The sequence below is a fragment of the uncultured Tenacibaculum sp. genome (assembly GCF_947495995.1).
Taxonomy (GTDB): Bacteria; Bacteroidota; Bacteroidia; order Flavobacteriales; family Flavobacteriaceae; genus Polaribacter.
This window is the reverse complement of record NZ_CANMAX010000003.1, coordinates 142,710-168,657: the sequence shown is the minus strand read 5'-3', so window position 1 is coordinate 168,657 and position 25,948 is coordinate 142,710. Positions and strand designations below refer to the sequence as shown.

20 protein-coding genes are annotated in these 25,948 nt (G+C 31.0%); 10 read left to right on the top strand and 10 right to left on the bottom strand.

What is annotated here, in order from left to right:
- The first annotated feature begins 80 nt into the window (after positions 1-80).
- Entirely contained in the window at positions 81-1,544 is a 1,464-nt protein-coding gene (gene rpoN, locus Q1A15_RS09925) for an RNA polymerase factor sigma-54 (RefSeq protein WP_299622691.1), read from the top strand.
- On the top strand, positions 1,544-2,143 hold the full coding sequence (locus Q1A15_RS09920) for a hypothetical protein (RefSeq protein WP_299622688.1): 600 nt from the start codon (positions 1,544-1,546) through the stop codon (positions 2,141-2,143). Before rpoN ends, Q1A15_RS09920 begins: the two co-directional genes overlap by 1 nt.
- Here the strand turns inward: Q1A15_RS09920 and Q1A15_RS09915 are convergent, their stop codons facing one another.
- The 6 genes from Q1A15_RS09915 to Q1A15_RS09890 form a co-directional block, all read right to left on the bottom strand.
- Positions 2,144-2,803: a porin family protein gene (locus Q1A15_RS09915; RefSeq protein WP_299622685.1), complete on the bottom strand. Its 660-nt coding sequence runs from the start codon at positions 2,801-2,803 to the stop codon at positions 2,144-2,146.
- Positions 2,804-2,884: 81 nt separating this feature from the next.
- Complete coding sequence (locus Q1A15_RS09910) at positions 2,885-3,358, bottom strand: biopolymer transporter ExbD (protein ID WP_299622682.1); 474 nt, start codon at positions 3,356-3,358, stop codon at positions 2,885-2,887.
- A gap of 18 nt (positions 3,359-3,376) precedes the next feature.
- Positions 3,377-4,009: a biopolymer transporter ExbD gene (locus Q1A15_RS09905; protein ID WP_299622678.1), complete on the bottom strand. Its 633-nt coding sequence runs from the start codon at positions 4,007-4,009 to the stop codon at positions 3,377-3,379.
- Between the two features lie 6 nt (positions 4,010-4,015).
- On the bottom strand, positions 4,016-4,414 hold the full coding sequence (locus tag Q1A15_RS09900; protein ID WP_299622675.1) for a hypothetical protein: 399 nt from the start codon (positions 4,412-4,414) through the stop codon (positions 4,016-4,018).
- A 52-nt stretch (positions 4,415-4,466) separates the two neighbouring features.
- Positions 4,467-5,180: a MotA/TolQ/ExbB proton channel family protein gene (locus Q1A15_RS09895; protein WP_299622672.1), complete on the bottom strand. Its 714-nt coding sequence runs from the start codon at positions 5,178-5,180 to the stop codon at positions 4,467-4,469.
- A 228-nt stretch (positions 5,181-5,408) separates the two neighbouring features.
- Positions 5,409-6,440, bottom strand: coding sequence for an asparaginase (locus Q1A15_RS09890; RefSeq protein WP_299624048.1), 1,032 nt, complete (start codon positions 6,438-6,440; stop codon positions 5,409-5,411).
- A gap of 101 nt (positions 6,441-6,541) precedes the next feature.
- On the opposite strand from Q1A15_RS09890, the gene Q1A15_RS09885 reads away from it, so the two are divergent.
- Positions 6,542-7,246 carry a zinc metallopeptidase gene (locus Q1A15_RS09885; protein WP_299622669.1) on the top strand — a complete coding sequence of 235 codons (705 nt, stop codon included), beginning with the start codon at positions 6,542-6,544 and terminating at the stop codon, positions 7,244-7,246.
- 68 nt (positions 7,247-7,314) lie between these two features.
- Positions 7,315-7,821, top strand: coding sequence for a hypothetical protein (locus tag Q1A15_RS09880; RefSeq protein WP_299622666.1), 507 nt, complete (start codon positions 7,315-7,317; stop codon positions 7,819-7,821).
- 40 nt (positions 7,822-7,861) lie between these two features.
- Here the strand turns inward: Q1A15_RS09880 and Q1A15_RS09875 are convergent, their stop codons facing one another.
- Together Q1A15_RS09875 and Q1A15_RS09870 are read right to left on the bottom strand one after the other, a co-directional pair.
- Positions 7,862-11,143 carry a discoidin domain-containing protein gene (locus Q1A15_RS09875; protein WP_299622663.1) on the bottom strand — a complete coding sequence of 1,094 codons (3,282 nt, stop codon included), beginning with the start codon at positions 11,141-11,143 and terminating at the stop codon, positions 7,862-7,864.
- A gap of 28 nt (positions 11,144-11,171) precedes the next feature.
- The gene (locus Q1A15_RS09870) at positions 11,172-13,151 is read right to left on the bottom strand and encodes a M12 family metallo-peptidase (RefSeq protein ID WP_299622660.1); all 1,980 of its coding nucleotides are present in this window, start codon (positions 13,149-13,151) and stop codon (positions 11,172-11,174) included.
- A gap of 660 nt (positions 13,152-13,811) precedes the next feature.
- Between Q1A15_RS09870 and Q1A15_RS09865 the strand changes: the two genes are divergently transcribed.
- The 6 genes from Q1A15_RS09865 (at position 13,812) to Q1A15_RS09840 (ending at position 23,132) form a co-directional block, all read left to right on the top strand.
- Entirely contained in the window at positions 13,812-16,193 is a 2,382-nt protein-coding gene (locus Q1A15_RS09865; RefSeq protein ID WP_299622657.1) for an outer membrane beta-barrel protein, read from the top strand.
- Positions 16,194-16,198: 5 nt separating this feature from the next.
- On the top strand, positions 16,199-16,975 hold the full coding sequence (locus Q1A15_RS09860; protein WP_299622654.1) for a CPBP family intramembrane glutamic endopeptidase: 777 nt from the start codon (positions 16,199-16,201) through the stop codon (positions 16,973-16,975).
- A 25-nt stretch (positions 16,976-17,000) separates the two neighbouring features.
- On the top strand, positions 17,001-18,137 hold the full coding sequence (locus tag Q1A15_RS09855) for a hypothetical protein (RefSeq protein ID WP_299622651.1): 1,137 nt from the start codon (positions 17,001-17,003) through the stop codon (positions 18,135-18,137).
- Positions 18,118-19,125 (top strand): histidine kinase, encoded by a 1,008-nt coding sequence (locus Q1A15_RS09850; protein WP_299622648.1) that lies wholly within the window; start codon positions 18,118-18,120, stop codon positions 19,123-19,125. Before Q1A15_RS09855 ends, Q1A15_RS09850 begins: the two co-directional genes overlap by 20 nt.
- 9 nt (positions 19,126-19,134) lie before the next feature.
- A complete protein-coding gene (locus Q1A15_RS09845; protein ID WP_299622645.1) occupies positions 19,135-19,899 on the top strand; it encodes a LytTR family DNA-binding domain-containing protein in 765 nt (254 codons plus the stop codon).
- 86 nt (positions 19,900-19,985) lie between these two features.
- Positions 19,986-23,132 (top strand): S41 family peptidase, encoded by a 3,147-nt coding sequence (locus Q1A15_RS09840; protein WP_299622642.1) that lies wholly within the window; start codon positions 19,986-19,988, stop codon positions 23,130-23,132.
- 74 nt (positions 23,133-23,206) lie between these two features.
- Here Q1A15_RS09840 and Q1A15_RS09835 read toward each other — a convergent pair whose 3' ends face one another.
- On the bottom strand, positions 23,207-23,926 hold the full coding sequence (locus Q1A15_RS09835; RefSeq protein WP_299622639.1) for a Bax inhibitor-1 family protein: 720 nt from the start codon (positions 23,924-23,926) through the stop codon (positions 23,207-23,209).
- A 47-nt stretch (positions 23,927-23,973) separates the two neighbouring features.
- Complete coding sequence (gene lepA, locus Q1A15_RS09830; RefSeq protein ID WP_299622636.1) at positions 23,974-25,770, bottom strand: translation elongation factor 4; 1,797 nt, start codon at positions 25,768-25,770, stop codon at positions 23,974-23,976.
- Positions 25,771-25,948 lie beyond the last annotated feature (178 nt).

Below are 25,948 nucleotides of genomic sequence, written 5' to 3'. Positions count from 1 at the left end.
GTGATATATTAACAAGATCATCGTCATTCTTCCTTAAGAATGGCGATTTTCTTTTTCATCGAATTCATATATTTGTAATTATGTTAAAGCAAAGTTTACATCAGAAATTACTTCAAAAATTGTCTCCCCAACAGATTCAGTTAATGAAGTTAATACAATTGCCAACACAGGCTTTCGAAGAACGTTTAAAACAAGAAATCGAAGAGAATCCTGCGTTAGATACTGGAAAAGAAGAAGCTGATAATTTTGATGATAGCTTAAGCAATGAAAGTGAATACGATGATACCGGAAATGAAAAGATCGATGCTGAAGATATAAACATCGATGAATACTTAAGTGACGACGAGTATCCTAGTTATAAAACGCAAAGCAACAACTACTCAGCTGATGATGAAGAAAAACAAGTTCCGTATGCAGCAGGAACAACATTTCATCAATCTTTAAAAAACCAGTTAAATACATTTCGAATTAACGATGAAGAGCGATTAATTGCTGAATTCTTAGTTGGAAGTATTGACGATAGCGGTTATATACGACGTGAAATTATTGATTTAGTTGATGATTTAGCATTCACACAGAATGTATTTACGACAGAAGAATTAGTAGAGAAAATTTTAACTGAAGTAGTTCAACGATTAGATCCTGTTGGTGTTGGTGCAAGAGATTTAAAAGAATGTTTGATTATACAGCTAAAAGCAAAAACAGAAACAAAAAGTAGAGCTTTAGCTATAAAAGTTTTAGAAGATGCTTTTGATCATTTTGTAAAGAAACATTACAAAAAACTTTTAGATAAGTTCAACATCGATGAAGAAGAACTTAAAGAAGTTATTGGAGAAATCTCTAAATTGAATCCAAAACCAGGAAGTTCTTATGCAGGAAATAATAAAATTGCAGAACAGATTGTTCCTGATTTTACGATTAGAATTATTGACGGGAAATTAGAGTTGACGTTAAACTCTAGAAATGCTCCAGAACTTCACGTATCTAGAGAATACAACGAGATGCTTAAAGGATATCAAAATTCGAAAGATAAGAGTAAATCTCAGAAAGACGCAGTAATGTTCATCAAACAAAAATTAGATGCCGCTAAATGGTTTATAGACGCTATTAAACAACGTCAACAAACTTTGTTGGTTACGATGAACTCAATTATGCATTATCAGTATGAATACTTTTTAACTGGCGATGAACGTAAGTTAAAACCAATGATTTTAAAAGATATTGCTGATCAAATTAACATGGACGTATCTACAGTATCTAGAGTTGCAAACAGTAAATACGTTTCTACTCCCTACGGAACAAAATTGATTAAAGACTTCTTCTCAGAATCTATGAAGAATGATCAAGGAGAAGATGTTTCAACAAGGGAAATCAAGAAAATACTAGAAAATGTTATCGCTGAAGAAGACAAGCGTAAACCTTTAACAGACGAAAAGCTATCTAAAATTTTAAAGGAAAAAGGATATCCTATAGCAAGAAGAACAGTAGCAAAATATAGAGAGCAATTGGATATTCCTGTAGCAAGATTAAGAAAAGAAATTTAATGAATTGGCAGAAAATTTTATCTACAATATTACATCCTGTGGTAATGCCAACCATAGGTATATTAACGTATTTTATTGTCACTGCTAATCAAGTGAGTATTCGAGAACAGCTGTATTTATTATTTACTGTTTTTGTTACTACTTATTTATTTCCAATGCTGTTACTAATCGTATTAAAGTTGACAAAAAAGATCGATTCTTTTGAAGTAAGTACTATTAAAGAACGAAAAATACCACTTTTTGTAATGATGTGTATTTTTCTTTTCTTAGGCCGTTTTTTTAGTCAGTTTTCAAAATACAGTGATTTATCTTACCTGTTTTTTGGAACCTTATTAGCCTTAATTTTTGTCTATTTTATCTTCTTTGTAAAAGTAAAAACAAGCTTACACTTACTTTCTATGGGGAGTGCAATTGGATTTTTTGTAACGCTACAATTAATTTACAATACTTCTTTACTTCCTTTAATCATAATTTTCACGTTACTCTCAGGTTTTTTAGCAACTGCAAGATTAGATCTTAAAGCTCACACACCTAAAGAAGTCTATTTAGGCTTTTTATTAGGTTTTTCATGTCAGATATTAACTTACTATATTTTATAGCTATAAAATGTAGAAAATAAGTCCTAGTTTAATAATATTTGAGTTAACACTTTCATTATTTATCATTACATCTTTATAAACTGGAGTTAAACCATAATACATATAGAAGTTAAAAGTTCCGTAACCTACTGATAAATCTAAACCTGTTTGAAATCGATTATAAATAGGAATATTACTAAACTGAAAAGCGTTATTATTTAGATTGTATGAGAAATTATTCGAGAAATTATAGGTCATTTTTACTCCTGCATAAACTCTCCAAAAAGAATAAGTGACCGCATCAGAAGTTCTCCATCTAATTTGAATTGGTATTTCCAAATTATGTAATCTTAATTTATTTGATGAAACATCATTTCCTATTTGAATTGTATTTTCATCCACCACTTGAATTCCATGATTAAAAGAATTAAAACCATAACCTAAACCAGCTCCTAAAGCGAAATTTCCTCTTGTATTTAAAGGAAAATCTCTAATATAACCAACAGATAAACTGTATGAGAAACTTGTACTAGGAGTTCCTTTAGGTTGATTTAACATTAAATCATAACTCACTCCAAGATACAATTGATCTTCTAAATACTTATCCCCTATTTTTAAAGAATCAATCTGTGCATAACAAAAACTACAAGTAAAAATGAAAATGTAAAATAGATGTTTCATAGACTTTGAATTATGATTACAAAAATAAAAAAGAGCAATATAAATATTGCTCTTTTTTATAATACTAAGAAACGATGTTTCTTATTTTTTAATGCTACTTCCTTTTTGAGTAGATAAACTCAATTTAAGTGCATTTACTTCTCTTAATTGGAAACGAATATCAGTAAGTGTACCTACATTCGATTCTTTATCTGCCTTTATAGAAGTTGTCATAAACTTAACTTCCTCTTCACTTACATTAGATCTCTCATTAAGTATAAAAGCAGGAATCTCTTCTGGAGTAGCTATCTTATCATTCAATTGAATTCTATTATATTTCCCACCCCATTTATCAGTATCTTTCGCTCTACCAACGTAGATTGTACTTACTAAACTTTTATGCTCTAATTTCTTAACTTCAGTTGCACTAGGTAAACGAGGACTGTCTATCCTAAGATCAGTTTCTCTCATTACTGTAGTTACCATGAAGAAGAATAATAACATAAATACGATATCCGGTAAAGATGCTGTCGAAATGGCCTGTTGACCTGATTTTTTCTTTTTAAATTTAGACATAATACAATGTTTTATAATTTAATTTCCGTCACTAGAATCCAAGTCGGTAATAATCTGAGGGTAGCTATTCTTTATAGTTTCTACCTTCTTCTTTAGATCCTGATCTTTACGTCCTGATTTCTTATATGCTTCTTCAAGTTCTGTGAAAGATGTACCAAATTTTTTCTGACATAATTTATTTCTTAGTTCAGAATAAGCACTTAATAATTCATTTTGAATTGTAACGTAAGTACCGTAGTCGGCAGCTCTATCACTTTCAATAGAAATAATTGCTTTATTTGGGTGATCTGACGAATCAGGGTTTCTTTCACCTGAACAATAATCACACTCTTTTCCAGCTTCTTCTCCTGGCATTGGGTTACCTGTACCTCCACCATTGTCAATAAACTTAAGAGCAGCTGTCTTCAAATCTTTTAACTCTAATACATCACCATCAACAAATAAGTCATTGTTTTTATTAATACTTATTTGAAAGATATTTTTATCCTTAATTTTTGGTGGATCGTAATCTTTTGGAGGTTTCTCAGCTAATTTCTTAGAAATTCCTGAATCTACATCCATTGTCGTTGTTACAAGGAAAAAGATAAGTAGCAAGAAGGCTATATCTGCCATCGAACCTGCATTAATTTCTGGGTTTTCTCTTCTTGCCATGTTTAATTATTTAATTAATCCTTTAAATAAATCAAATACGAAGAATGCTCCACCTACTACTAATAAGATAAGGCTTGACCAGATTCCTGTACTTGTTAATTTAGAAACTGAACTTCCAGCTTCTGCAATAACTTCTTTATTTGCATCTAAAACTTCGTTTGAATCTGCAACTAAAGAAGAAATTAATAAAATCACTCCAAGAACTCCCAGTCCTAAAACTGCTTTCTTAAGTGCTTGTGGGTTCTTAGCTATACCTAATACAGATGCTAGTACTGCAATTGCTGCTGCAGCAAAAAACATAACTATACCAAATATAACCATAGGGCTTGATGCATCTGAGATAGCTAATTTATCTTCTCCATCAGTCATCATTACGTTGATATATAGACCAAAGCCTACAACCATAATGATACCTACTATTATTGTTAATATTCTATTATTCATTTGCTAACTTTTATTATTTCTTGTACTTAGCTAACAAATCAATTAAAGAAATTGAAGCGTCTTCCATGTTGTTTACTATACTATCTACTTTAGATACGATATAGTTGTAAAATATTTGTAAGATAATTGCTACTACTAATCCAAATACTGTAGTTAAAAGTGCAATTTTAATACCACCTGCTACTACCGCTGGAGAGATATCATTCGCAACTGCAATTCTATCAAAGGCTTCGATCATACCAATAACCGTTCCCATGAACCCAAGCATCGGTGCTAATGCGATAAATAAAGATAACCAAGAGATGTTCTTCTCTAATAATCCCATTTGAACTCCACCATATCCTACTACAGCTTTTTCAGCAGCATCTAAACCTTCGTCTGCTCTTTCTAAACCTTGGTAGAAAATTGAAGCGATTGGTCCTTTAGTATTTCTACATACTTCTTTAGCAGCCTCTACACCACCTGAACTTAAAGCGTCGTCAACTTTAGCAACTAATTTCTTAGTGTTAGTTGTCGCCATGTTTAAATAAATGATTCTTTCAATTGCAATAGCTAAACCTAATATTAAAGTAACTAAAACAATCCCCATAAACTTAGGATCTCCTTCAATAAAACGTTGTTTTAAGTCTTGGTGGAAAGTTTTTTCAACTTCCTGAGCAAAAGTTGACTGAATAGCCCCAAAGAACATAATTCCTGTAAGTGTTAGGACATTTACTGCTTTTTTCATTTTGTTATAATTAATTTAAATAGTTAACGTGATAAAAATACAAATTTTAAAATTGTCAAAACTGGAGTTATTTTTACCATCCGTTATAATTTTTTTGTAAAAATATATGTACCCCAAGTTTTCAGACTGCCAATTAACAAAAAAATGTTGGTTCAGTAAAGAAAATTAACGGTTATTGTTAAAATACTTTAAGTTTTTGACACATTCAATAATTGAATTATGATAAATTTATGAAATCTCTCCTCGTAATGGAGTTTCAAAATAATACTTGAACCTTTCTTCTGTTAAATCTTCACCAAGTAAATACATCATCTTAGCAACGGCAGTTTCTGTTGTAATATCTTTTCCGTTGATAATCCCCATGTCTTTAAGGTCTGTACTAGTTTCATACAACCCAAGAATAACACTACCTCCAGCACATTGAGTTACATTTACTACTCGAACTCCTTTATTGATAGTTTCTTGAATTAAATTTATGAACCATGCTTCTGTTGGTGCATTTCCTGAACCATAACTTTCTAGTATTAATCCTTTTAAATTTGGAACGCTTACTATAGCTTCAACAACTTTAGAAGTGATACCTGGAAATAGTTTTAGAATTACAATATCTTCAACCAAGTTTTTTCTAAAAATCAGTTTTGAATTTTTAGATTCATTTCGAAGTAATAAGTGTTTATTAAACGATAAATGCACACCGCTTTCAGCTAACGGTGGATAGTTCATAGATGAAAAAGCTTCGAACTGTTCTGCATTGATTTTGGTTGTTCTATTAGCTCTGTATAATTTATATTCAAAATATAAACCAACTTCTTGAATTATTGGTTCTCCATTTTCTGATGCGCATGCTATTTCTATTGAAGTAATTAAATTTTCTTTAGCATCTGTTCTTAAATCTCCAATTGGTAATTGTGACCCTGTGAAAATTACTGGCTTTTGTAAATTCTCGAACATAAAACTTACTGCTGAAGAAATATAAGACATAGTATCAGATCCCGTTAAAACTACAAAACCATCATAAGCATTATAATTTTTCGCAATAATTTCCGCTATATTTATGTAATAACTGGTATTCATATTCGAAGAATCGATTGGCTCTTCGAACGAAATGGTGTCGATTTCACAATTTAATTGTTTCAATTCTGGAATTTTTTCCAGAATCTGACTAAAGTCAAATGCTCTTAACGCATTTGTTTTATAATCTTTAACCATACCTATGGTTCCTCCTGTATATACTAATAGAATAGTAGGATTGTTTGCCATTTTGTCAACTTTTAATTCCATTTTTAATTATGGAATAATTTATGTTGTAAATTTATCAAACTAAGAAAGAATAGAATTATAAAAAATAAAAAAGTACAACTATGATAGTAGATTTCGGATATTATATAATTATTGGTATCGTTGCTTTAATAAGTAGTGCGGTAAGCAACTCTTTAAAAAAGAAGTTTGATAAGTACTCTAGAATTCGATTAAGAAATGGAATGAGCGGTGCCGAAATAGCTGAAAAGATGTTAGCTGACCACGGTATTTACGATGTTAAAGTAATTTCTACTCCGGGTAAATTAACCGATCATTATAATCCTCAGAACAAAACTGTAAATTTAAGTCAAGTTGTGTATCATGAAAGAAATGCTGCCGCTGCCGCTGTTGCCGCACACGAAGTAGGACATGCAGTGCAACATGCACGAGCTTACAAATGGTTAACTATGCGTTCGAACATTGTCCCGTTAGTTGGTGTAGCCTCTAAGTTTTCTAACATTTTAATTATGGTAGGATTAGTATTAGGATTAACATCTAGTTTTGGATACTTAGTACTTTCTGTTGGTGTTGGTTTATTTGGTATTACAACATTATTTAGTTTCGTTACTTTACCTGTAGAATACGATGCTAGCAATAGAGCTTTAGCTTGGCTAAAAAACAAAAATATGGTTACTCGTGAAGAATTAGCTGGCGCACAAGATGCTTTAAAAGCTGCTGCAAAAACATATTTAGTTGCTGCACTTGGTTCTTTAGCTATGCTATTATACTGGGTAATGAAGTTAATGGCTGCCAATAGAGATGATTAAGTTTTAAATAAGTTTATTATTAATGTAAGGGAAGTATTTTTTATTCGTCGAAAGAGAAAATTCTACTTATGAAAAAACTCTATGCTTCATTAATTTTAATTCTTGCTTTTTCTGCATCAGTTTCTAGTCAGGAAATGACACTTACAAAATTGGGTACAATTTTAGAAAGAGCAAGCGATAGTATAATTAGTCAAAAACCACAATGGCGTTTTATTATTAGAGATGTTCCTTTTATAACTATAGCCGACTCTACGCACAATAGAATGCGAATAATTTCGCCAATTGGAGAAAGTGATAAGTTAAATGAAGAATTAAAAACGGCTTCTTTAATGGCTAATTTTCATACTGCTTTAGATGTAAAATATGCCATTTCGGATAATATTTTATGGGCAGTTTTTATACATCCTTTAAAAGAATTGACAGAAGATCAAGTGTATGATGCCGTAAGTCAAGTTTATTATGCACATGTAAACTTTGGAACTACATTTTCGAGTACATCTTTAGTTTTTCCTGGAAACAGAAAACCACCAGAAAAGCCTAAAAAGATTGAGAGAAAAATCATCAAAAAAATATAAAAACAAAGCCTCGGTATAATTACCGAGGCTTTTAAATTTATTACTTTTTAAATACTTTAATTGATCTCATGGTTTTGCCATCTTCGAACTGAAGTATATAAAAACCTGTTGAAATAGTATTCACGTTAATAATTAAGTTTTCTCCATCGTACACTTTTCCTATCGGTAAAACTTTACCATTAACACCTATCAACTTTAAGTTTCTAGCTGATTTTTTCGATGGAATTCCTTTAACAATTAGTTTGTCTTTAAATGGAATTGGAAAAACTTTTATTCCTTCAAAATCTTGTAAATCTACATTTGGTGGAGTTTCATTTTCTGAAACAACTGGAGCAACTTCATCTGTCCCTTCTGCTTGACTTACAACGTTTGGGGTTTCTATGTATTTTACTGAAAACTCAGCAACAGAAGCCCATCTTTTACCATCTACTTCAGAAAGTGCTCTAAAATATAAATAGCGTGTTTTGAATTGTTCGAAATCTGCAGATTGCTTTAATGTTGATTTTTGAAATGATCCTGTTGAAAGTTGCTTCCAATTACTTCCATCCCAACCAAAAAGAATATATTCTTTAACCATTCCTGTAGTTCCTGATTGACGACCTTGATATGAAAAACCAACTAGCTCTTTTTCTTTTCCTAAATCTATCGCAATAAAATGTGGATGCGATGTATTATCATCATACCAATTCGAATGCCAATAAGTATTCGGATCACCATCTGCAGCTCTTTCTTTAGCATGATCTGCGTTTGTAGTTTCTTCACTATTGGTATCGTAAACTACACAACCAATACAATCTTCTTTGATATCTGGTTCGTTTGAATTGTCATTTACTTTTACTTCAACAACATTAGAGAAATCAGAATAATCTGAATTATCATAAGCTCTTACTCGATAAGTATAAGTTCCATCAGCAAGATTTTCATCTGTATAAGTAGTTAAGTCATTTACATAATCAACTCTACTGAATCCTTGACCATCGTTTCTTTGAATTGTGAAACCAGATTCGTTATTCGAATTGTCTTTCCAAGTTAATGTTACATTTCTTTCATTTAAAGAAGCTGCTAAATCACTTGGTGGATTGATTTTAGTGTCGGTATTATCTTCACTGTATAAATCAGATTCCCAAATACCTCTTCCGTAAGTAGCCAAACGAAGTTTTCTTGTTCCGTAATGAATTTCTAAATCGGTAGTTTGAACACCTGGAAGATTTTTTGAAAACGACACCCAAGAACTTAAATCGTCGTTTGTATAATAAACACCAGATTGCATTCCTACGTAAAGTCCGTTTTTACTTGTATCATCAAAAACTAAACATTGAGCTGCAATATTTGGTAAATTACCTCTGATGTTTGTCCAGTCAGTTCCCGCATTTGTAGAAACATATATTCTTGAACCAGTAGCAGCAATAGCAACTCTTTCTGGATTATTTGGATCAACAGTAATAAAATTTACATCACCTCTAAAATTACTTACTTCTGTCCAAGTCGGACTACTACTTTGTCCGTTTTTAGTTCTCCAAACTCTTCCTTCTTGAGCAATATAGATGTAATTATTATTCGATTTTGCGATCGCTATTTCATCTAAATTACCACCAACATTTATTCTAGAAGTAATGTTTGTCCAACTTCCACTTCTTCCTCCGTTATTACTTCTATATAAATCTCTATATCCAACGTAAATTTTGTTATTATCAATAGGATCCATAGTAAATGGTGTTACCCATTCTCCACTAAAGTTTCCAGGTTTACTAATATTTCCGATACTATTTCCTCCGTCAGTACTTTTATATAAGCTACCAAACTGAACAGTTCCATAAACTACATTTCTATTCTTATGATCAATAAAACATTCCATTCCGTCTGCTCCTAACCATTCGATAAATTGACGATTAGAACCTTTCATAATATTTGTTCCATTATCTTGAGCTCCTCCGACGATCATGTTTGCATCTGTAGCAGAACCACCTATTCTATAATATTGACGAACAGCTAATCCTCCTTGAGTTAGATCACGCATGTTATTTCCACGATCTGAACTTCTGAAAATTCCACCGTCACTACCTACATAAATGGTTCCATTGATATATTGCATTACTTCAATATCAGCATGAACATATGATCTATCGCCTGGACTACTCCAAGAAGCTAACTTTGTAAATGAAACTCCACCATCTAAAGATCTTGAATAGTCCATTCCTCCTACATGAACTTCATTTTCATTTGTGTTAGAAACTGTGATTGCCATATCTCTAGAAGCTTGAGTAAAATACACATCGTTTGTAGAAACTGTTTGGTAACTTGATCTTGTAGAAAAACTAGATCCGCTATTTGTAGATCTGTACACATAACCAAAACTACTTCCTCTTTTTTGTACTAAATACACAAGATTTGGATTCGCAGGAGTTACTGCCATTTTCATACGTTCTGTATGACTTAAACCGCTAGTAATTCTACTAAAAGAAGCACCGCCATTGGTAGACTTGTAAAAACTGCTTCCGCAGGCATAAACTACGTTTGTATTTCCTGGTTTAAACTCTACATCTTCTGAATTAGCATTCAATACTGAAGAAAAACTAGCCCCTTTATTTGTTGAACGATATAAAGCTCTAGAAGTTCCAATGAAAATTGTACTTCCATTTGGGTGAATTAAAATTCTTCTTGGTGTTCCACTTACACGATAAATCTGCGACCAAGACGAACCTCCATTGGTAGATCTCATAATCTGTCCAGCTGAATTTCCAAGATATACAGTGTTAGAATTTGTTGGATCTATAGCGATAGACCAAATAGACATATTTGTCATATTATCACCAAGAGGAGTCCAAGACGAACCTCTGTTTGTGGTTTTCCAAATACCACCTCCAGGAGAACCTGCGTAAATAATACTTTGTTGGTTTGGTTCTACAGCTATAGAAACTATTCTACCTAAACCTGGAGACCAGCTTCTAGTTCTTGTCCAGTTAAAAGGACCTAATTCTTTCCATCCATTTACATTTCGCGCTTGTCTAGATTGAATTTCTTTTGTGTTATATTGTTTGTTAAATTTCTCACATTCATCTACAACTTGTCGATCGCTAAAAACACGACCATTGGCATCTTGATTACGTTTTGCCCAATATAAGTTTCGCATGAATAATTTAAATCCGCTGCCTTTACCTTTGCTATGGGTTTCGTAATATTTTTCTCCCAGACGTTTTAACTTTTTGACTTTTAAGTTCTCTTTCTGAGATAATTCGTACAACTCTTGAGCCTTTACGACTGAAAAGTTACACGATAGCAGCAATGCTGCTATCGTTAGTTTGATTGAGGTTAATTGTTTCATTTATAATTGGTTTTTAGTTGAAGGTATTTTACTCTATCATAATTTTTTTGGTTATACTTTTATTTCCGTTTGTTATTTTTAATAGATATATTCCTTTAGGTAAAGTTTTTACATCTATTCTTTCTGTTACTGTAGCACCAGGAGAGATTCTACTGATATTTTTACTTAACACTAGCTTTCCTAATATGTTCACTAAATTCACTTGAGTTTCTTTAGTTTTCATATGCGTAATTTTAAAACTCAATGATGTTCTTACAGGATTTGGATATACATGAAGTGCTATTGTTTTGAAATTATTTTTTTGAAGAGAGTTTGATTTAATTCCAGGTTGAGAAGTACAAGTTGCTAATTCTATCCATTCAGAACCATTCCACTCAAAAGCTTTGCCTTGGTAAATAACTTTATCTCCTGCCTGATAATTTGTGTTTTCTTGCCAAGGGTCAATTCCTGAACATGGATTTCCATTTTGGCTATCACAAGATCCCAAACCTGTCCAATCATCATTTTCTCGTTTAAACAAGTTTCCTTGATACACGACTAAATCCCCTTCTTTATAAGTAGTATTGCTAGTCCATTCATCGACACCGTAACACTTATCAGAACTACAAGTTCCTAGATCATTCCAATCGTCATTTGCAGTTCTTTCAAATAGTCTTCCATTATACACAACTTTATCACCAGCTGAATAATTGGTGTTTCCAGACCAATCTGCAATCCCCGCACAACTAGTTTCATCTCCGTTACCATCTCCGCCTCCGCCATTATCAGAACATGAATCTACACAACTAGCGTTTCTGATATTTCTTCGGATTACACTTGCCGGTTGAGAACCAAATCCTTTTCTAAGATTTGTTCCAACGCTATTTAAATGACAGTAACTCATAATTGTTCCACCATCGGATGGTGCGCCTGGTCGACTACAATTTCCTTCAGTTTGATAACATCCATCAATTGCTGTGTTGTTTCCATTCCAAACACAAGCATGTGTATGACTCGATCCGAAATTATGTCCAAGTTCATGAGCAATTGTTGAAATATTCCAAGAATAACGAGGTACATTAGAATAGTTTCTATAAATCCCAGACAATCCGTAGCGATAAGAGCCACAAAGTGCATTTACCCAAGCAACTCCTCCAGAATAATTATAGGTTACAAAATGACCTAAATCTCCATTAAATCCATTTCGGTTCCTATAGCTTCTATAACTATCTAAATCATTAAAAGGAGCAGCGGAAGTCCAAGCTCGAATTCCTGAAAGTTTAAGGTTGATTCCTTCATCATTATATAAAATAGCAACCTGATTAAACATCGCTTCAACAAATGCAGATGCAGCACTTGCTCCGCCTTTATCTCTTACGACATCATTTGCAATATCAAAGAAAATTTCAGGACACTTTCCTACATTACTTTGAGGAAGTTCTGTTTTACTTTTTACGGCTTTTGAAGACTTGGTTTTATAGGAGTCATCAACTTGACAAATGAAATCATTTAAGTGACTAATATCTTTATCTTCATATAAGATATGATTACTACTTCCTTTTACTTTTCCAAGAACAAGATTCCCAACTGTGTTATCTAAACTTATATAACCGTATACTTCTCCATTTTGGATAGAAATTGCTGCTCTAGAATTGTTTTTGTTTTTAATAATTCCTCTATAATGCGTAATTTTTGAAGGGTTTATAATTTGTTTGGATGGCAATTCAAGCGATGAAAAATTATCAGATTTTATCGAAACCTTTACCAGTTGTAACATCATTGTTGATGATTTATTAGGCAGCGGTAAATTGATTGCTTCAGGAGCTACTTTCGCATTTGAAAATCTTCCCATAGCTTGTTGACTCAACGATAACAATTCATAATTTTTAAATTCTTTAGGAATTTTTACTCGTTGCTTTCTTCCGCTATTCTTTCCAAAATTAAAGAGATTAATTTCCTCGAATGTTTTTCCTTCCGATTTAGCTGAAATAATTCGCTCTTTGGGTTTTATTTTTTGTGCTTGGCACATTAACGTTATTGTTAGCATATACAATACCAACAACTTAAAGTTTGTTTTCATGGTTTTAGTTAAAAAATTTTAATTGAGAGATCGCTTAAAATGATATATAAGGGTAGCTAAGCCTTAAAAATTTTCATTTTAAAAGCTATCCATAGAAAATCTAGTAAAGCCTTGAAAGACTTTACACTCTACAATAAAATATCCGGATAAATTCTGCTGTGTTAATCAACAACAATCATAGTTTGTATTTCACAAACTAAACTATAATCTTAAGACACGACTACAACAATTGCTTATTGATTTTAAGGGTATTAAGTTGGTTTTCATATAATAGGGGATTTTGGTTAATCAAATTGGTTAACCAAATATACATACTCTAAACCAAACCATCATAAAAAATTAATAGATTTTTACGAAAAAAATTAGATATAAACACATGTTTATCAGCAACATCACTACACTTTTCTCAATGATTCAAGCTTAATTTTAGCGCATTTTAACTGAGTTCCTATAAAGTATTGATTATTAATTAAAAAATTAATGAAATATAAATTGACTCCATAAAAATCTAATTCAACGGCTTTTTATCCCAATTCAACAGTTTTACATTTTATACCCTCTGTAACAAACTTAGTTTTGAATTGTCTTTAAAAATGTAAAAAATCAATTATGAAATTATATAAACAATTACTATTCTTTCTATTTATAGGACTTTATAACTTATCTGCTCAGTTTTCTATCAACGGAAAAATCACAGACAAACAAAACCAAAGCCTACCTTTTGCTAATGTTATTTTACTAAATAACGAAAAAGGTTCACTTCCGAAAGGAGTAGTTTCAGACGACAATGGTAATTATTCGTTTCAAAATATTGCTAAAGGAACATATCGTATAGAAATATCAATGTTAGGTTTTAAAACTAAAACGTTAAAAGCTTTCGAATTAAACAGTAATAAAACTTTCAACTTTACTCTTGAAGAAGAAAACGAAGCACTTGATGAAGTAGTGATAAAAAGTAAACGACCAGTTATTAAACAAACAGCTGAAAAACTTGTATTAGATTTAGAGAAATCTGAAATGCTAAATAGCAATTTACAAGATGTTGTAAAAAGAGTACCTGGTGTTATTGTTACTAATAACGGTATTAACTTCGCGGGTAGGTCGGATGTTAGAATTTTAATTAATGGAAAAACTACAGATTATATGGATGTAGAAACCTTATTACAAAATTTACCGGCTGATAATATTTCTAAAGTTGAATTAATTGAACAACCTGGTGCTGAATTTGACGCTGAAGGTTCTGGACCAATTATTAATATTATTCTTAAAAAGAATGTTCGTTTAGGAACTCATGGTTCTGTTGGTATTTGGGTTGGTGAAGATGAAGGTTTTGAATATGGTGCAAATACTTCTATTGCTAGTTATAAAAACAAATTGAACTGGCAATTAAGTGCGGGATATTCTGCTCCGACATGGAGAAATGATCTTTTTATTAATCGTAGCGTAAACGATCCTAACACAAACGAAGTGGTTACTTACGACCAAGCAACTATTGAACCTTTTGACCCTAAAAACTCATGGATTTCTGGTAACATTGATTACTATATTAATGATAAAAACACCATAGGATTTAATACAAGATTCAACAATTCTATGTCTGACAGAATTGGTAGCAGTAATACGAATGTTAGTTCGGCTTCTAGTTTAGAACGTTTTGTAACAGAAAATTCTTTTGATAGAGAACGAAACACGTTTAGTATTAATCCGTATTATGAATATAAATCAGATAACGATAAGTTTATTTTAGATTTCAATTATGTAAACTTTGTAAACGAAAACATCAATACAATTGAGGCTGTTAATGGAAATACTGTTCCTTTTGTAAATCAAAGATATTTACAAGATGGAAAATATACGATTAGAACGATTAAAGCAGATTATAACAAAAACTTTACGGATGACTTTAAATTAAGTTTCGGATCTAAATTCTCTGATGTAGATACAGATAGTGATTTACGATTATTTACACAAAATGCTACAGGAGGTTTCGATTTTCAAGGAGCTAACAGTAATCGCTTTATAATTGATGAAAAAATATTCGCGCTTTACACTAAAGTAAATTATAAATGGAGTGATTGGTCTTTATCAGCAGGAGTTCGTTACGAAAACAGTGACACTAGAGGAACTTCTACAAACAATAATGAAACTCGAACTCGAATTATTTCAGAACTTTTTCCAAGTGCTTCTTTGAGTAGAAAAATAACAGAAAAGTTAGGCGCTAACTTCGCTTATAGTTATAGAATTAGAAGACCAAATTATAACAGTTTAAACTCTTTTGTTACACTTTACGATCCGTTAACTTCTGAGGTTGGTAATCCTGCTTTAAAACCAGCATTTACAAACAACTTACAATTCAACTTAACTTTTGACAACCAACCTTTCTTTACGGTTAGTTATAGTGAAACAAGCGACGATTTATTCTTATTTATCTCACAAGATGACGCAACAGCACAAATCTCTAGAACTACAATTAACTTAAAAGACAGACAAAATTGGAACTTTAGATTATTCGGACCTTTAAGCTTTATCGATAATCTTGATGGATTCACTGGTTTTATTGTAGATTATAATAAATTTCAATCAGATGAATTATCTCCTGAATTATTATTATCAAAATGGAATTTAGGTTGGTATACTCAAGCTAGTTATAAATTACCTTGGGCTGTAACTGCTGAAATGTCTAGTTATTTTGGAACAGGTGCATTAGAAGGACAAATTGATGCAGGTTGGATTGGTGATTTAAGTTTCTCTTTTGGAAAGAAATTTTTAGATGATAGATTGAAAGTCAATTTAGGAATCAATAAAGTATTGAATAGAGGTTTCGTAGGAACTGTAAACTACGATAATATTAATGCTAATATTGAAAGTAACGGTTCTCGACAAAATGTTCAATTACGTTTAACGTATAATTTTGGTTCTAGATTTGGTAAGAAAAAAGCAAAAAGAAATGCTTCTGAAGAAGAACAAAACAGAATTGATAACAACAACTAATAACTATGAAAAAGACATTACAACAAATTATACTATTCCTTGGTTTTGTATTAATACTCTTAATTGCCAACAATAGTGTGAAAAATTACTTAATCGCTAACGAATTACAAGATTATAACACTTATTTATTAGTTAGAACAGCAAGTAATGTAATACTAAGTATAGTTTCATTATTTGTAATTAAAAAGTTAGATCTATTTGAATTAGGTGGTTTAACATCTCAAAAGACTGAACACAAAAAGTTACTGATTTTCCCTTTAGTTTTTCTAGTGGCCTTAAACTTACTATTTGCTGATGATATTCCGAGTTTCACCTCAGAAAACCTGATTATCCTAACAGTGTATTGTTTAAGCATTGGTATTTCAGAAGAATTGAGTTTACGAAGTGTATTATTACCGCTTTTCATAAGACATTTTGGAAACTCTAAAAAATCAATAATCAAATCAATATTTGTCGCTGCTGCAATATTTGGAGCTTTACATTTTATAAAATTTGACAAAGGTATTTACGGTGAAGTTTCTCAGTTTTTATTTGCCACGTTTATTGGTGTAATGTTCGGAGCTTTATTAATAATAACGAAAAGAATTTATCCATTGATTATTATTCATATGCTAATAGATTTTGCTGCAAAAATCGATGATATTGGTACACCGCTACTAGAAAGTAGTGCAAGTGAAACTAGTTTAGCGGGTGCAATAGTTACAACGCTTTTCACTTTACCTTGTTTATTCTATGGAATGTACATTATGAAAAAGTACATTCCAGAAGAATCTTCTCAATAACGTAATAAAGTAAAAACAATCTGTAATGCTATCAAACACTAAACTTATCAAAACTAGCTTTGTTCTAGGGTTTACATTATTAGCTTTAGCACAAATATCGTTTTCTTTCACAGATACTATTGAGCTTTTAAAACCAATAGACTTTATTCATTGGTCAATCTTAATTGGGATTGTTTTAATTATCCCAGGTATTCTACGATTCTCCAACGGAACATTATCTAAAATAGGAACACCAATAACTATGATTGGAATAATTTCAACTATTGGAATGTGTGTAATCGATTTTGTTTTATGGACTTTTAATGATAATCCTGAAGCTAGATATGAAATGTATTTACAATTGGTAAAACAACCGGCAATTTGGCCTGTTTTTATATCTGTAGGACCTATTTTTTTCTTTGTGGGTTTAAGTCTTATCTCTTTTGAGCATTTGAAAACAAATTTACGCGGTGTAATTATTCTTAATATTGGTTCAATTTTAACAGGCTTAGGCGGATTAATTTTACCTCAAGAATATCATTTCATAATGGTGATTGGTTACATTATCTTCTCTTTTGGTGCAGTTTATATTCTTATCAAAAAAGAAAATTTAGGTTTAAAATCGAATTCAATTTATAATTATCTTTTTGTAATCGGACTTGCATTAGAAATGATTGGGCAAATTTTACTGACTCTTGGTAATGATGTTGTTTATGCATTCAGACCTATTGATTACGCACATTGGTCTATTTTACTTGGTGCTGCTTTTATGCTCCCAAAAATCATGAACTTTCCTAACAAATTAATTACATATATAGGATTGCCTATTGCTGTAATTGGTGCTGTCTCTATGATAGGAATGTGTATTCTTGACTTTATTTGGTGGAATATGACTGAACAACCTGAAAGAAATGAATTGGCCGGGCATTTATCTCAATTTCCTTCTATCTGGAAAACTTTTATTACAACCGGACCCGGATTTTTAAACATAGGATTGTTACTTTTAAGTTTTAATTACATTAAAAGAAATAAAATTGGAGTTGCTTTAATTGTTTTAGCAACCATCATCATATTTTTCTTAGGTTTTATACCTTATAGATTAATTTATGTGTATTTAATTTCCGCTATTGGATATGGACTGATTTTATTTCAAAAAGCACCAAATGAATACAAAACTAAATAAATCTGACTGGATATTACTTGCTCTTTTATACGGAGCAACAACTATTTTAAATGGAATAGATTATTACAGAAGTGAAAACAAACTTATTGAATATCTAATCGATTTACCTTTAGATTCAGTTTCTTCTGTTGTACTTATTTTAATTTTTTTATACTTTATTATCCCTAAGTATCTAATTAACACAAAAAAATATACCATATTCTTTTTGGTTAGCTTGGTTGTATTAACTACAATTGGATGCTTAGACAGGCTTGTTGGTTTTGTAACTGCTGGAAGAAGTTGGAGCGATTTTCCTAATTTTTTCTTATTTCTCCAAGCTGGATTATATGATGCCACCGATATGATTGGTTTCCCTATAGGAATACTATTGATTAAGAAATTTTACGAAGGACAAACTCAGTTTTTAAAAGTAGAAAAACAGCAAAAAGAAAGTGAATTAAAACTTTTACGTTCACAAATAGACCCCCATTTTTTATTCAATAACTTAAACACGTTAGATAGTTTAATTGATACCGATTCTGAAAAAGCAAAAGAATATATCAATCGTTTGTCTTTAATTTATCGTTATTTAATTCAAACTAAAGATTCTGAAGTCATGGAATTATCTAAAGAAATACAGTTTGCTGAAAATTATATTTTTCTGATGAAGACAAGGTTTGAAGACGATTATGATTTTGAAATTATAAAAAATAGTTCTTTTGAAGATTTATTTATTCCAACCGGTGCAATTCAAACATTACTTGAAAATGTAGTTAAGCACAATAAACCTAACGGAACTATTCCTATAAAAGCAACCATTACTATTGATCAAAATTTACTGACAGTTACCAATACTAAATCTGACTTTGCAACTAAAAAAGATTCTCTTGGAACTGGATTAGATAATTTAAAAACGAGATATCAATTACTTTCAGATCAAGAAATCAGCATTATTAATACAGATAAAAACTTTAAGGTATCTATACCTGTTTTACAACTTTCAGCATAAAATAGACTTATGAAAATTTTAATTTTAGAAGATGAAGTACCAGCATACAAGAAGTTAACTAGTTATTTAAACGACTATTTTAATACTGAAATTCAACATGACTGGGCAAGATCTATAAAAGACGGAAGAACAATGTTGAGTCAGAATTCATATGACTTTATTTTATCTGACATTCAACTTTTAGATGGAATTTCATTCGATTTATTTGATGAAATTCAATCAGAAGCACCAATCATTTTCTGTTCTGCTCACGACGAATATTTATTTAAAGCATTTAATACAAATGGTATTGCATATATTTTAAAACCTTATACCAAATCAGAATTTAATAAGGCAATTGAAAAATATGAATCGTTATTTAAAAAAGGTGATTACAATAATTTGGATACTAAAATTATTACAGAGTTAAAATCTGCTTTAAAAGAAGAAAACACCAACTACAAGAAACGTTTTGTTATTAAAAAAACAAGCGGAATTCAACTTTTAAATGTTTCTGAAATCACTCTAGTTGAAGCTTCTGGCGATTTTTGTATTGCTACAGATGCACAAGGAAAACGACACACAATATCACAAAACTTAAGTTCTATTTTCAAACAGTTAAATCCGAATAAATTCTTCAAAATCAACAGAAGTGAAATTGTAAGTATCGATTACATTGAAAACATTGAAAACCATTTCAAAAATAGATTATTAATATCGGTAACAGGTTGTAAAGAAAAACCTATGACAAGTTCTTCTACTACTTCAGAGTTTAGAAAGTGGCTCGAGAGTTAAAAATAATTTGTATGTAGATCTCTTTTTGTACATTTAGCGTTGAACATATTAAAAAGAATTGCAACCTAAAAATTAACCTAACCAAAATGAATCTATTCAAATCTATTTGTTTATCTGTACTTCTGTACACGATATTTTCTTTCCCTTCATATAGTCAAGAATTATATTTCGCAAAAGATCCTGCGTTAACACCAGATGGAAAAACAATAATTTTCAGTTATGATGAAGATTTATGGAAAGTTCCTAGTGAGGGAGGAAATGCATATAGAATCACAGCAATGGAAGGAGAAGAGTCTCGTCCATCAGTTTCGCCTGATGGAAAATGGATAGCTTTTTCTGCAAATCAATACGGAAATAGAGACATCTATATTATTCCAGTAAAAGGAGGAGAAATAAAACAATTAACATTTCACGATGGCGATGATCTTGTAAGTAGCTGGTCGTGGGATTCTAAGAAGATATTTTTCTCTTCATCAAGAGAGAACTCGACTTCAACTTATGAAATTTCAATCTCGGGAGAAACTCCAAAACGTTTATTTCCACATTTTTTCAATAGAATTCATAATCTAGTGCAACATCCAAAAGATGGAAGTTATTATTTTAATGAAAGTTGGGAAAGTTCATATTTCGCAGAACGTAAACGCTACAAAGGAGATTTTAATCCAGATATTAAATCTTACAACCCGAAAACCAAAGTTTTTAAAAAACACACAAATTATAAAGGAAAAGATTTTTGGACAACAATTGATAAAAACGGAACTATATATTTTGCTTCTGATGAAAAGAATGGTGAACACAATTTATATACATTCAAAGGTACTGTCAAAACACCTTTAACAGAATTTAAAACCTCTGTATTCAATCCTAAAGTAAATAGTGACGGTACTAAAATTGTATTTTCAAAAGATTATCAAATTCACGTTTACGACATTGCTAGTAAAAAAACAAAGAAGGTTAATATCACTATTTACAACAATAACACGCTAGATAAATCTCAAGATTTTAATGTAAGAAATAGCATTACTTATTTTGATGTTTCGCCTGACAATAAAAAGATGGCTTTTGTGTCAAGAGGACGATTATTCATATCTGATACCAAAGGTAAATTCATTCGTCAAATTCCTTTAAATGCAAAAGAACGCGTTGTAGAAGTTAAATGGTTAAACGATAACAGAACGTTATTATACTCGCAAACTTATAACGGATATTTAAATCTTTTTACAATTGCTGCTGACGGAAAAGAAGGTGAAAAACAAATCACTAAAGATGTTAGAAATAATGTAAACATTGTTATTTCTCCAGATTACAAAAAAGCAGCTTATTTAAGTGGTAGAGATTACATCAAACTTTTAGATTTAGAGAATTTTAAATCTAAAACAGCAGTTAAAGATGAATTTTGGGCTTTATATCCTTCACCAATCAAATTCTCACCAAACAATGAATACTTATTGTACAATGCCTTTAGAGATTTTGAAAACGACATTTTTACTTATAATATTAAGTCTGGTAAAATCATCAATTTAACTCAAACAGGAGCCAATGAAGGAAGTCCGTTTTGGTCACCTGATGGAAAATACATTTACTTTAATACAGGTTTTGAGCCAACTTTCCCACGAAGAAAAGGAAACCAAAGTGTATATCGAATGGCTTTAAATAAATATGATAAACCATATAGAACTAAAAAATTAGACGACTTATTTAAGCCTAAAGAAAAAGACACTAAAAAGAAAGACGATAAAAGTAAAAAGGCTGAGAAGGAAATTAAAATTACAATCAACGAAGATGGTTTAATGGATCGATTAGACTTGATTAGTCCATCTTTTGGAAATCAAACTAGTTCTACTGTAATTGCAGTTGCCGATGCGCATCATATTTATTATATCTCTAATCACGATAAAGGAAGTTCTAAATTATGGAAAACAACATTAAAACCTTTTGAAAAACCTAAAACAGAAAAAGTTGCTGATAGAGTTTTCGGTTATCTAATTGTTTCTAGAAAGAAATCAAATTATATTCTTTATAGAGGAAACATTCATACTTTAAATGTACAAAGCAACAAAACGAAAGCTATTAGTATTAATTACAAGTATAGAAAATCATTATCTGAAGAGTTTCAACAGATGTTTGAAGAAGCTTGGGCTGGTTTTGAAGAGAACTTCTATGATGAAAAATTCCACAACGAAGACTGGTCTATCATCAAAAAAAGATACAGTAAATACTTACCATATATTACTAAAAGAACACATTTAAGAAGAATATTTAACGACATGTTGGGTGAATTAAATACTTCTCATGTTGGTTTTAGATCTTTCGGTAAAGAAGAAAACAAATTTCATAAAAGTAGTACACTATCTACAGGTATTGTATTCTCTAAAGATAATCCATACAAAGTTGAACGAATCATTAAAGACGGACCAGCTGATGTAGTTGGAAACAAGGTAAAAGCTGGTGATATTTTAGTTGCTGTAAATGGCGTAAAAATAGATTCGAAAAGAAATAGAGAATTTTACTTTTCGTTACCTTCTTTAGATCGTGAAATGGAACTTACTTTTAAAAGTAATGCTGCAAGTAAGATTGTTAATATACACCCTATTCCTAGTTTCTTTTTAAAGAATTTATTGCATGATGAATGGGTAGACAATAATCAATCGTATGTTGATAAGAAAAGTAATAATAGAATTGCTTACATACATATGAAAGATATGGGCAGTAACGAACTTAAAAACTTTAAAAAAGAAATGGTTTCTGAGTATTATAAAAAAGACGCTTTAATTCTTGACCTTAGAAATAATACTGGAGGAAATGTACATAATGATGTCTTAAATTTCTTATCTCAAAAACCATATTTACAATGGAAATATAGAGGTGGAAAATTAACCACTCAACCAAATTTCACACCGGCTGCTAAACCAATAGTTTTGTTAATTAACGAACAATCTTTAAGTGATGCAGAAGTTACCGCAGAAGGATTTAAACAATTAAAACTAGGAAAGGTTATTGGAACTGAAACCTACAGATGGATCATTTTCACTTCTGGAAAAGGTTTAGTCGATGGTTCTTTTTACAGACTTCCTTCTTGGGGTTGTTACACTTTAAACGGAGAAGATTTAGAAAAAACCGGAGTTAAGCCTGATATCTACGTAAAAGAAGACTTTAAAGATCGAATTAATGGTTTACAACCACAATTAGATAGAGCGATCTTAGAAATCATGAAAGAGCTTCCTAAGAAATAGGTTAATTGATATTAAAAACAAAAAAGATCCAACATTCGTTAGATCTTTTTTGTTTTTATATTTTCTGTTGTAGATTAATCTCTACTCATAAAAATTCTTAATATATACCAGAATAATAACATTAAAGAAGCAAATAAACCTATTGCAGCAGGAATATAATCTTCAGTAGTAAATCTGTGAACTAAGTTAGATGTTTGATATAAAATAGATCCTCCAGCTAAAGCACACATACCAACAGAGAACCATAATCCTAAATTAAATCCAAATAAAATTCCAGCTAAGATTAATCCCATTGCTATGAAGAATCCTATTGTTAAAGCAGATCTTAAAAAAGAAAAGTCTTTTTTAGTTAATATCACTACAGCAGATAAACCTGCAAATAAGGTTAACGTTACAATTCCTGCTTGTTGAAATATTTCAAAACCTTGCGTATAAATTGCTGCCTTATATACTAATGGTACAAAGAATAAAGCTTCAGCAAATACATAACCTGCATAAGCCATATATTGTAAGTTCTTATCTGTAGTTCGTAATGCTGTACTTTCAGCATAGTTGGTAATTAACATAAAACCACCTAAAAGTAATAACATTTTGTAACCTTGCATCATTGACATCATAAAGCTAACTACTGCTGTACTTTGTAATAAAAAGTATTCAAATAATACAAATAGCAATACTCCTCCCGCTACGTGAGCATACGTTTTCTTATAAAATGCTACACGTTCAACATCTGTAGAATGTGCAACTAGAATTCTGTTTGATGGGTTATCAAATGAATCGAATGAATTTTCCATATTAATTTTTATTTAAGTTTTGTCTAAGATACTATTTAATCTAAATGTTAGTCATTTAACTTTAAAACAGCCATAAACGCTTGTTGTGGAATTTCTACATTTCCAACCTGACGCATACGCTTTTTACCTTTTTTCTGTTTTTCTAAAAGTTTACGCTTACGAGAAATATCACCTCCATAACATTTTGCTGTTACATCTTTACGTAATGCTTTTACCGTTTCACGAGCAATAATTTTAGCACCAATTGCTGCCTGAATTGGAATATCGAATTGCTGACGAGGAATTAATTCTTTTAACTTCTCACAAATTCTTTTCCCAATAGAATAAGCGTTACTATCGTGTAATAAAGAAGAAAGTGCATCAACAGATTGTCCGTTTAATAACATATCTACACGAACTAATTTTGATTTCTTCATACCAATTGGATGATAATCAAAAGACGCATACCCTTTAGAAACTGTTTTTAATCGATCATAAAAATCGAATACAATTTCTGCTAATGGCATTTCAAAAATTAACTCAACACGTTCTGGAGTTAAATATGTTTGATTGATAATTTGTCCACGTTTTTCAATACATAAACTCATTACTTGACCAACGAAATCAGATTTTGTAATAATAGAAGCTTTAATAAAAGGCTCTTCTACTCTTTCTAATTTTGATGGATCTGGTAAATCAGAAGGGTTATTTACAATAATAATCTCGTCTGGTTCTTTCTTTGTATATGCATGGTAAGATACGTTAGGAACTGTAGTAATTACAGTCATGTTGAACTCACGCTCTAAACGCTCTTGAATAATTTCCATGTGTAACATTCCTAAGAATCCACAACGGAAACCAAAACCTAAAGCTGCTGAACTTTCTGGTTGAAATACTAAAGAAGCATCATTTAATTGTAACTTCTCCATAGAGTTACGAAGTTCTTCATAGTCTTCAGTATCTACAGGATAAATACCAGCGAATACCATTGGTTTTACATCTTCAAAACCTTCAATAGTATCTGTAGTTGGATTAGCAAAATCTGTAATCGTATCTCCTACTTTTACTTCTTTCGCAGTTTTAATACCAGTAATTAAATATCCAACATCTCCTGTTTTTATTTCTTTCTTTGGCTCTTGATTTAATTTTAATGTACCTACTTCATCAGCAAAATAATCATTCCCAGTAGCCATGAATTTAATCTTCTGATTCTTTTTAATAGAACCATCAATAATTCTGAAGTAAGTCTCAATTCCACGATAAGAATTGTAAACACTATCAAAAATCAAAGCTTTTAATGGTGCATTTGGATTTCCTTTTGGAGCAGGAATTCTATCAATAATAGCTTCTAAAATTTTATCAACTCCAAAACCAGTTTTTCCACTTGCTGGAATTACTTCTTCAGGTTCACACCCTAATAAATCTACAATATCATCAGTTACTTCTTCTGGATTCGCAGAAGGTAAATCAACTTTATTTAATACTGGGATAATTTCAAGATCGTTTTCTAACGCCAAGTACAAGTTAGAGATTGTTTGTGCTTGAATACTCTGTGCAGCATCTACAATTAATAATGCACCTTCACAAGCAGCAATTGATCGAGAAACCTCATAAGAGAAATCTACGTGACCTGGAGTATCAATTAAGTTTAAAATGTATTGTTCTCCTTCATGAACATAATCCATTTGTATTGCATGAGATTTAATGGTAATTCCACGCTCACGCTCCAAATCCATATTATCTAATAATTGATCTTGCTTTTCACGTTCAGTTACGGTTTGAGTAAAATCTAAAAGTCGATCTGCAAGTGTACTTTTACCATGATCAATGTGGGCTATAATACAAAAGTTTCTAATGTTCTTCATTCGTTCTATTAACTTCTTATGACCGACAAAGATACAGTATTTGTAAGCTAGATCAAATAAAAGTCGTATACTAAATTTGCTTAAAAAACATTATTAATTTATATGTTATATATTTAATGGACCCTAATAAATTCAGTTTAAAAAACAATTAACCCTATTTACTGTTTTAAGCATGTTT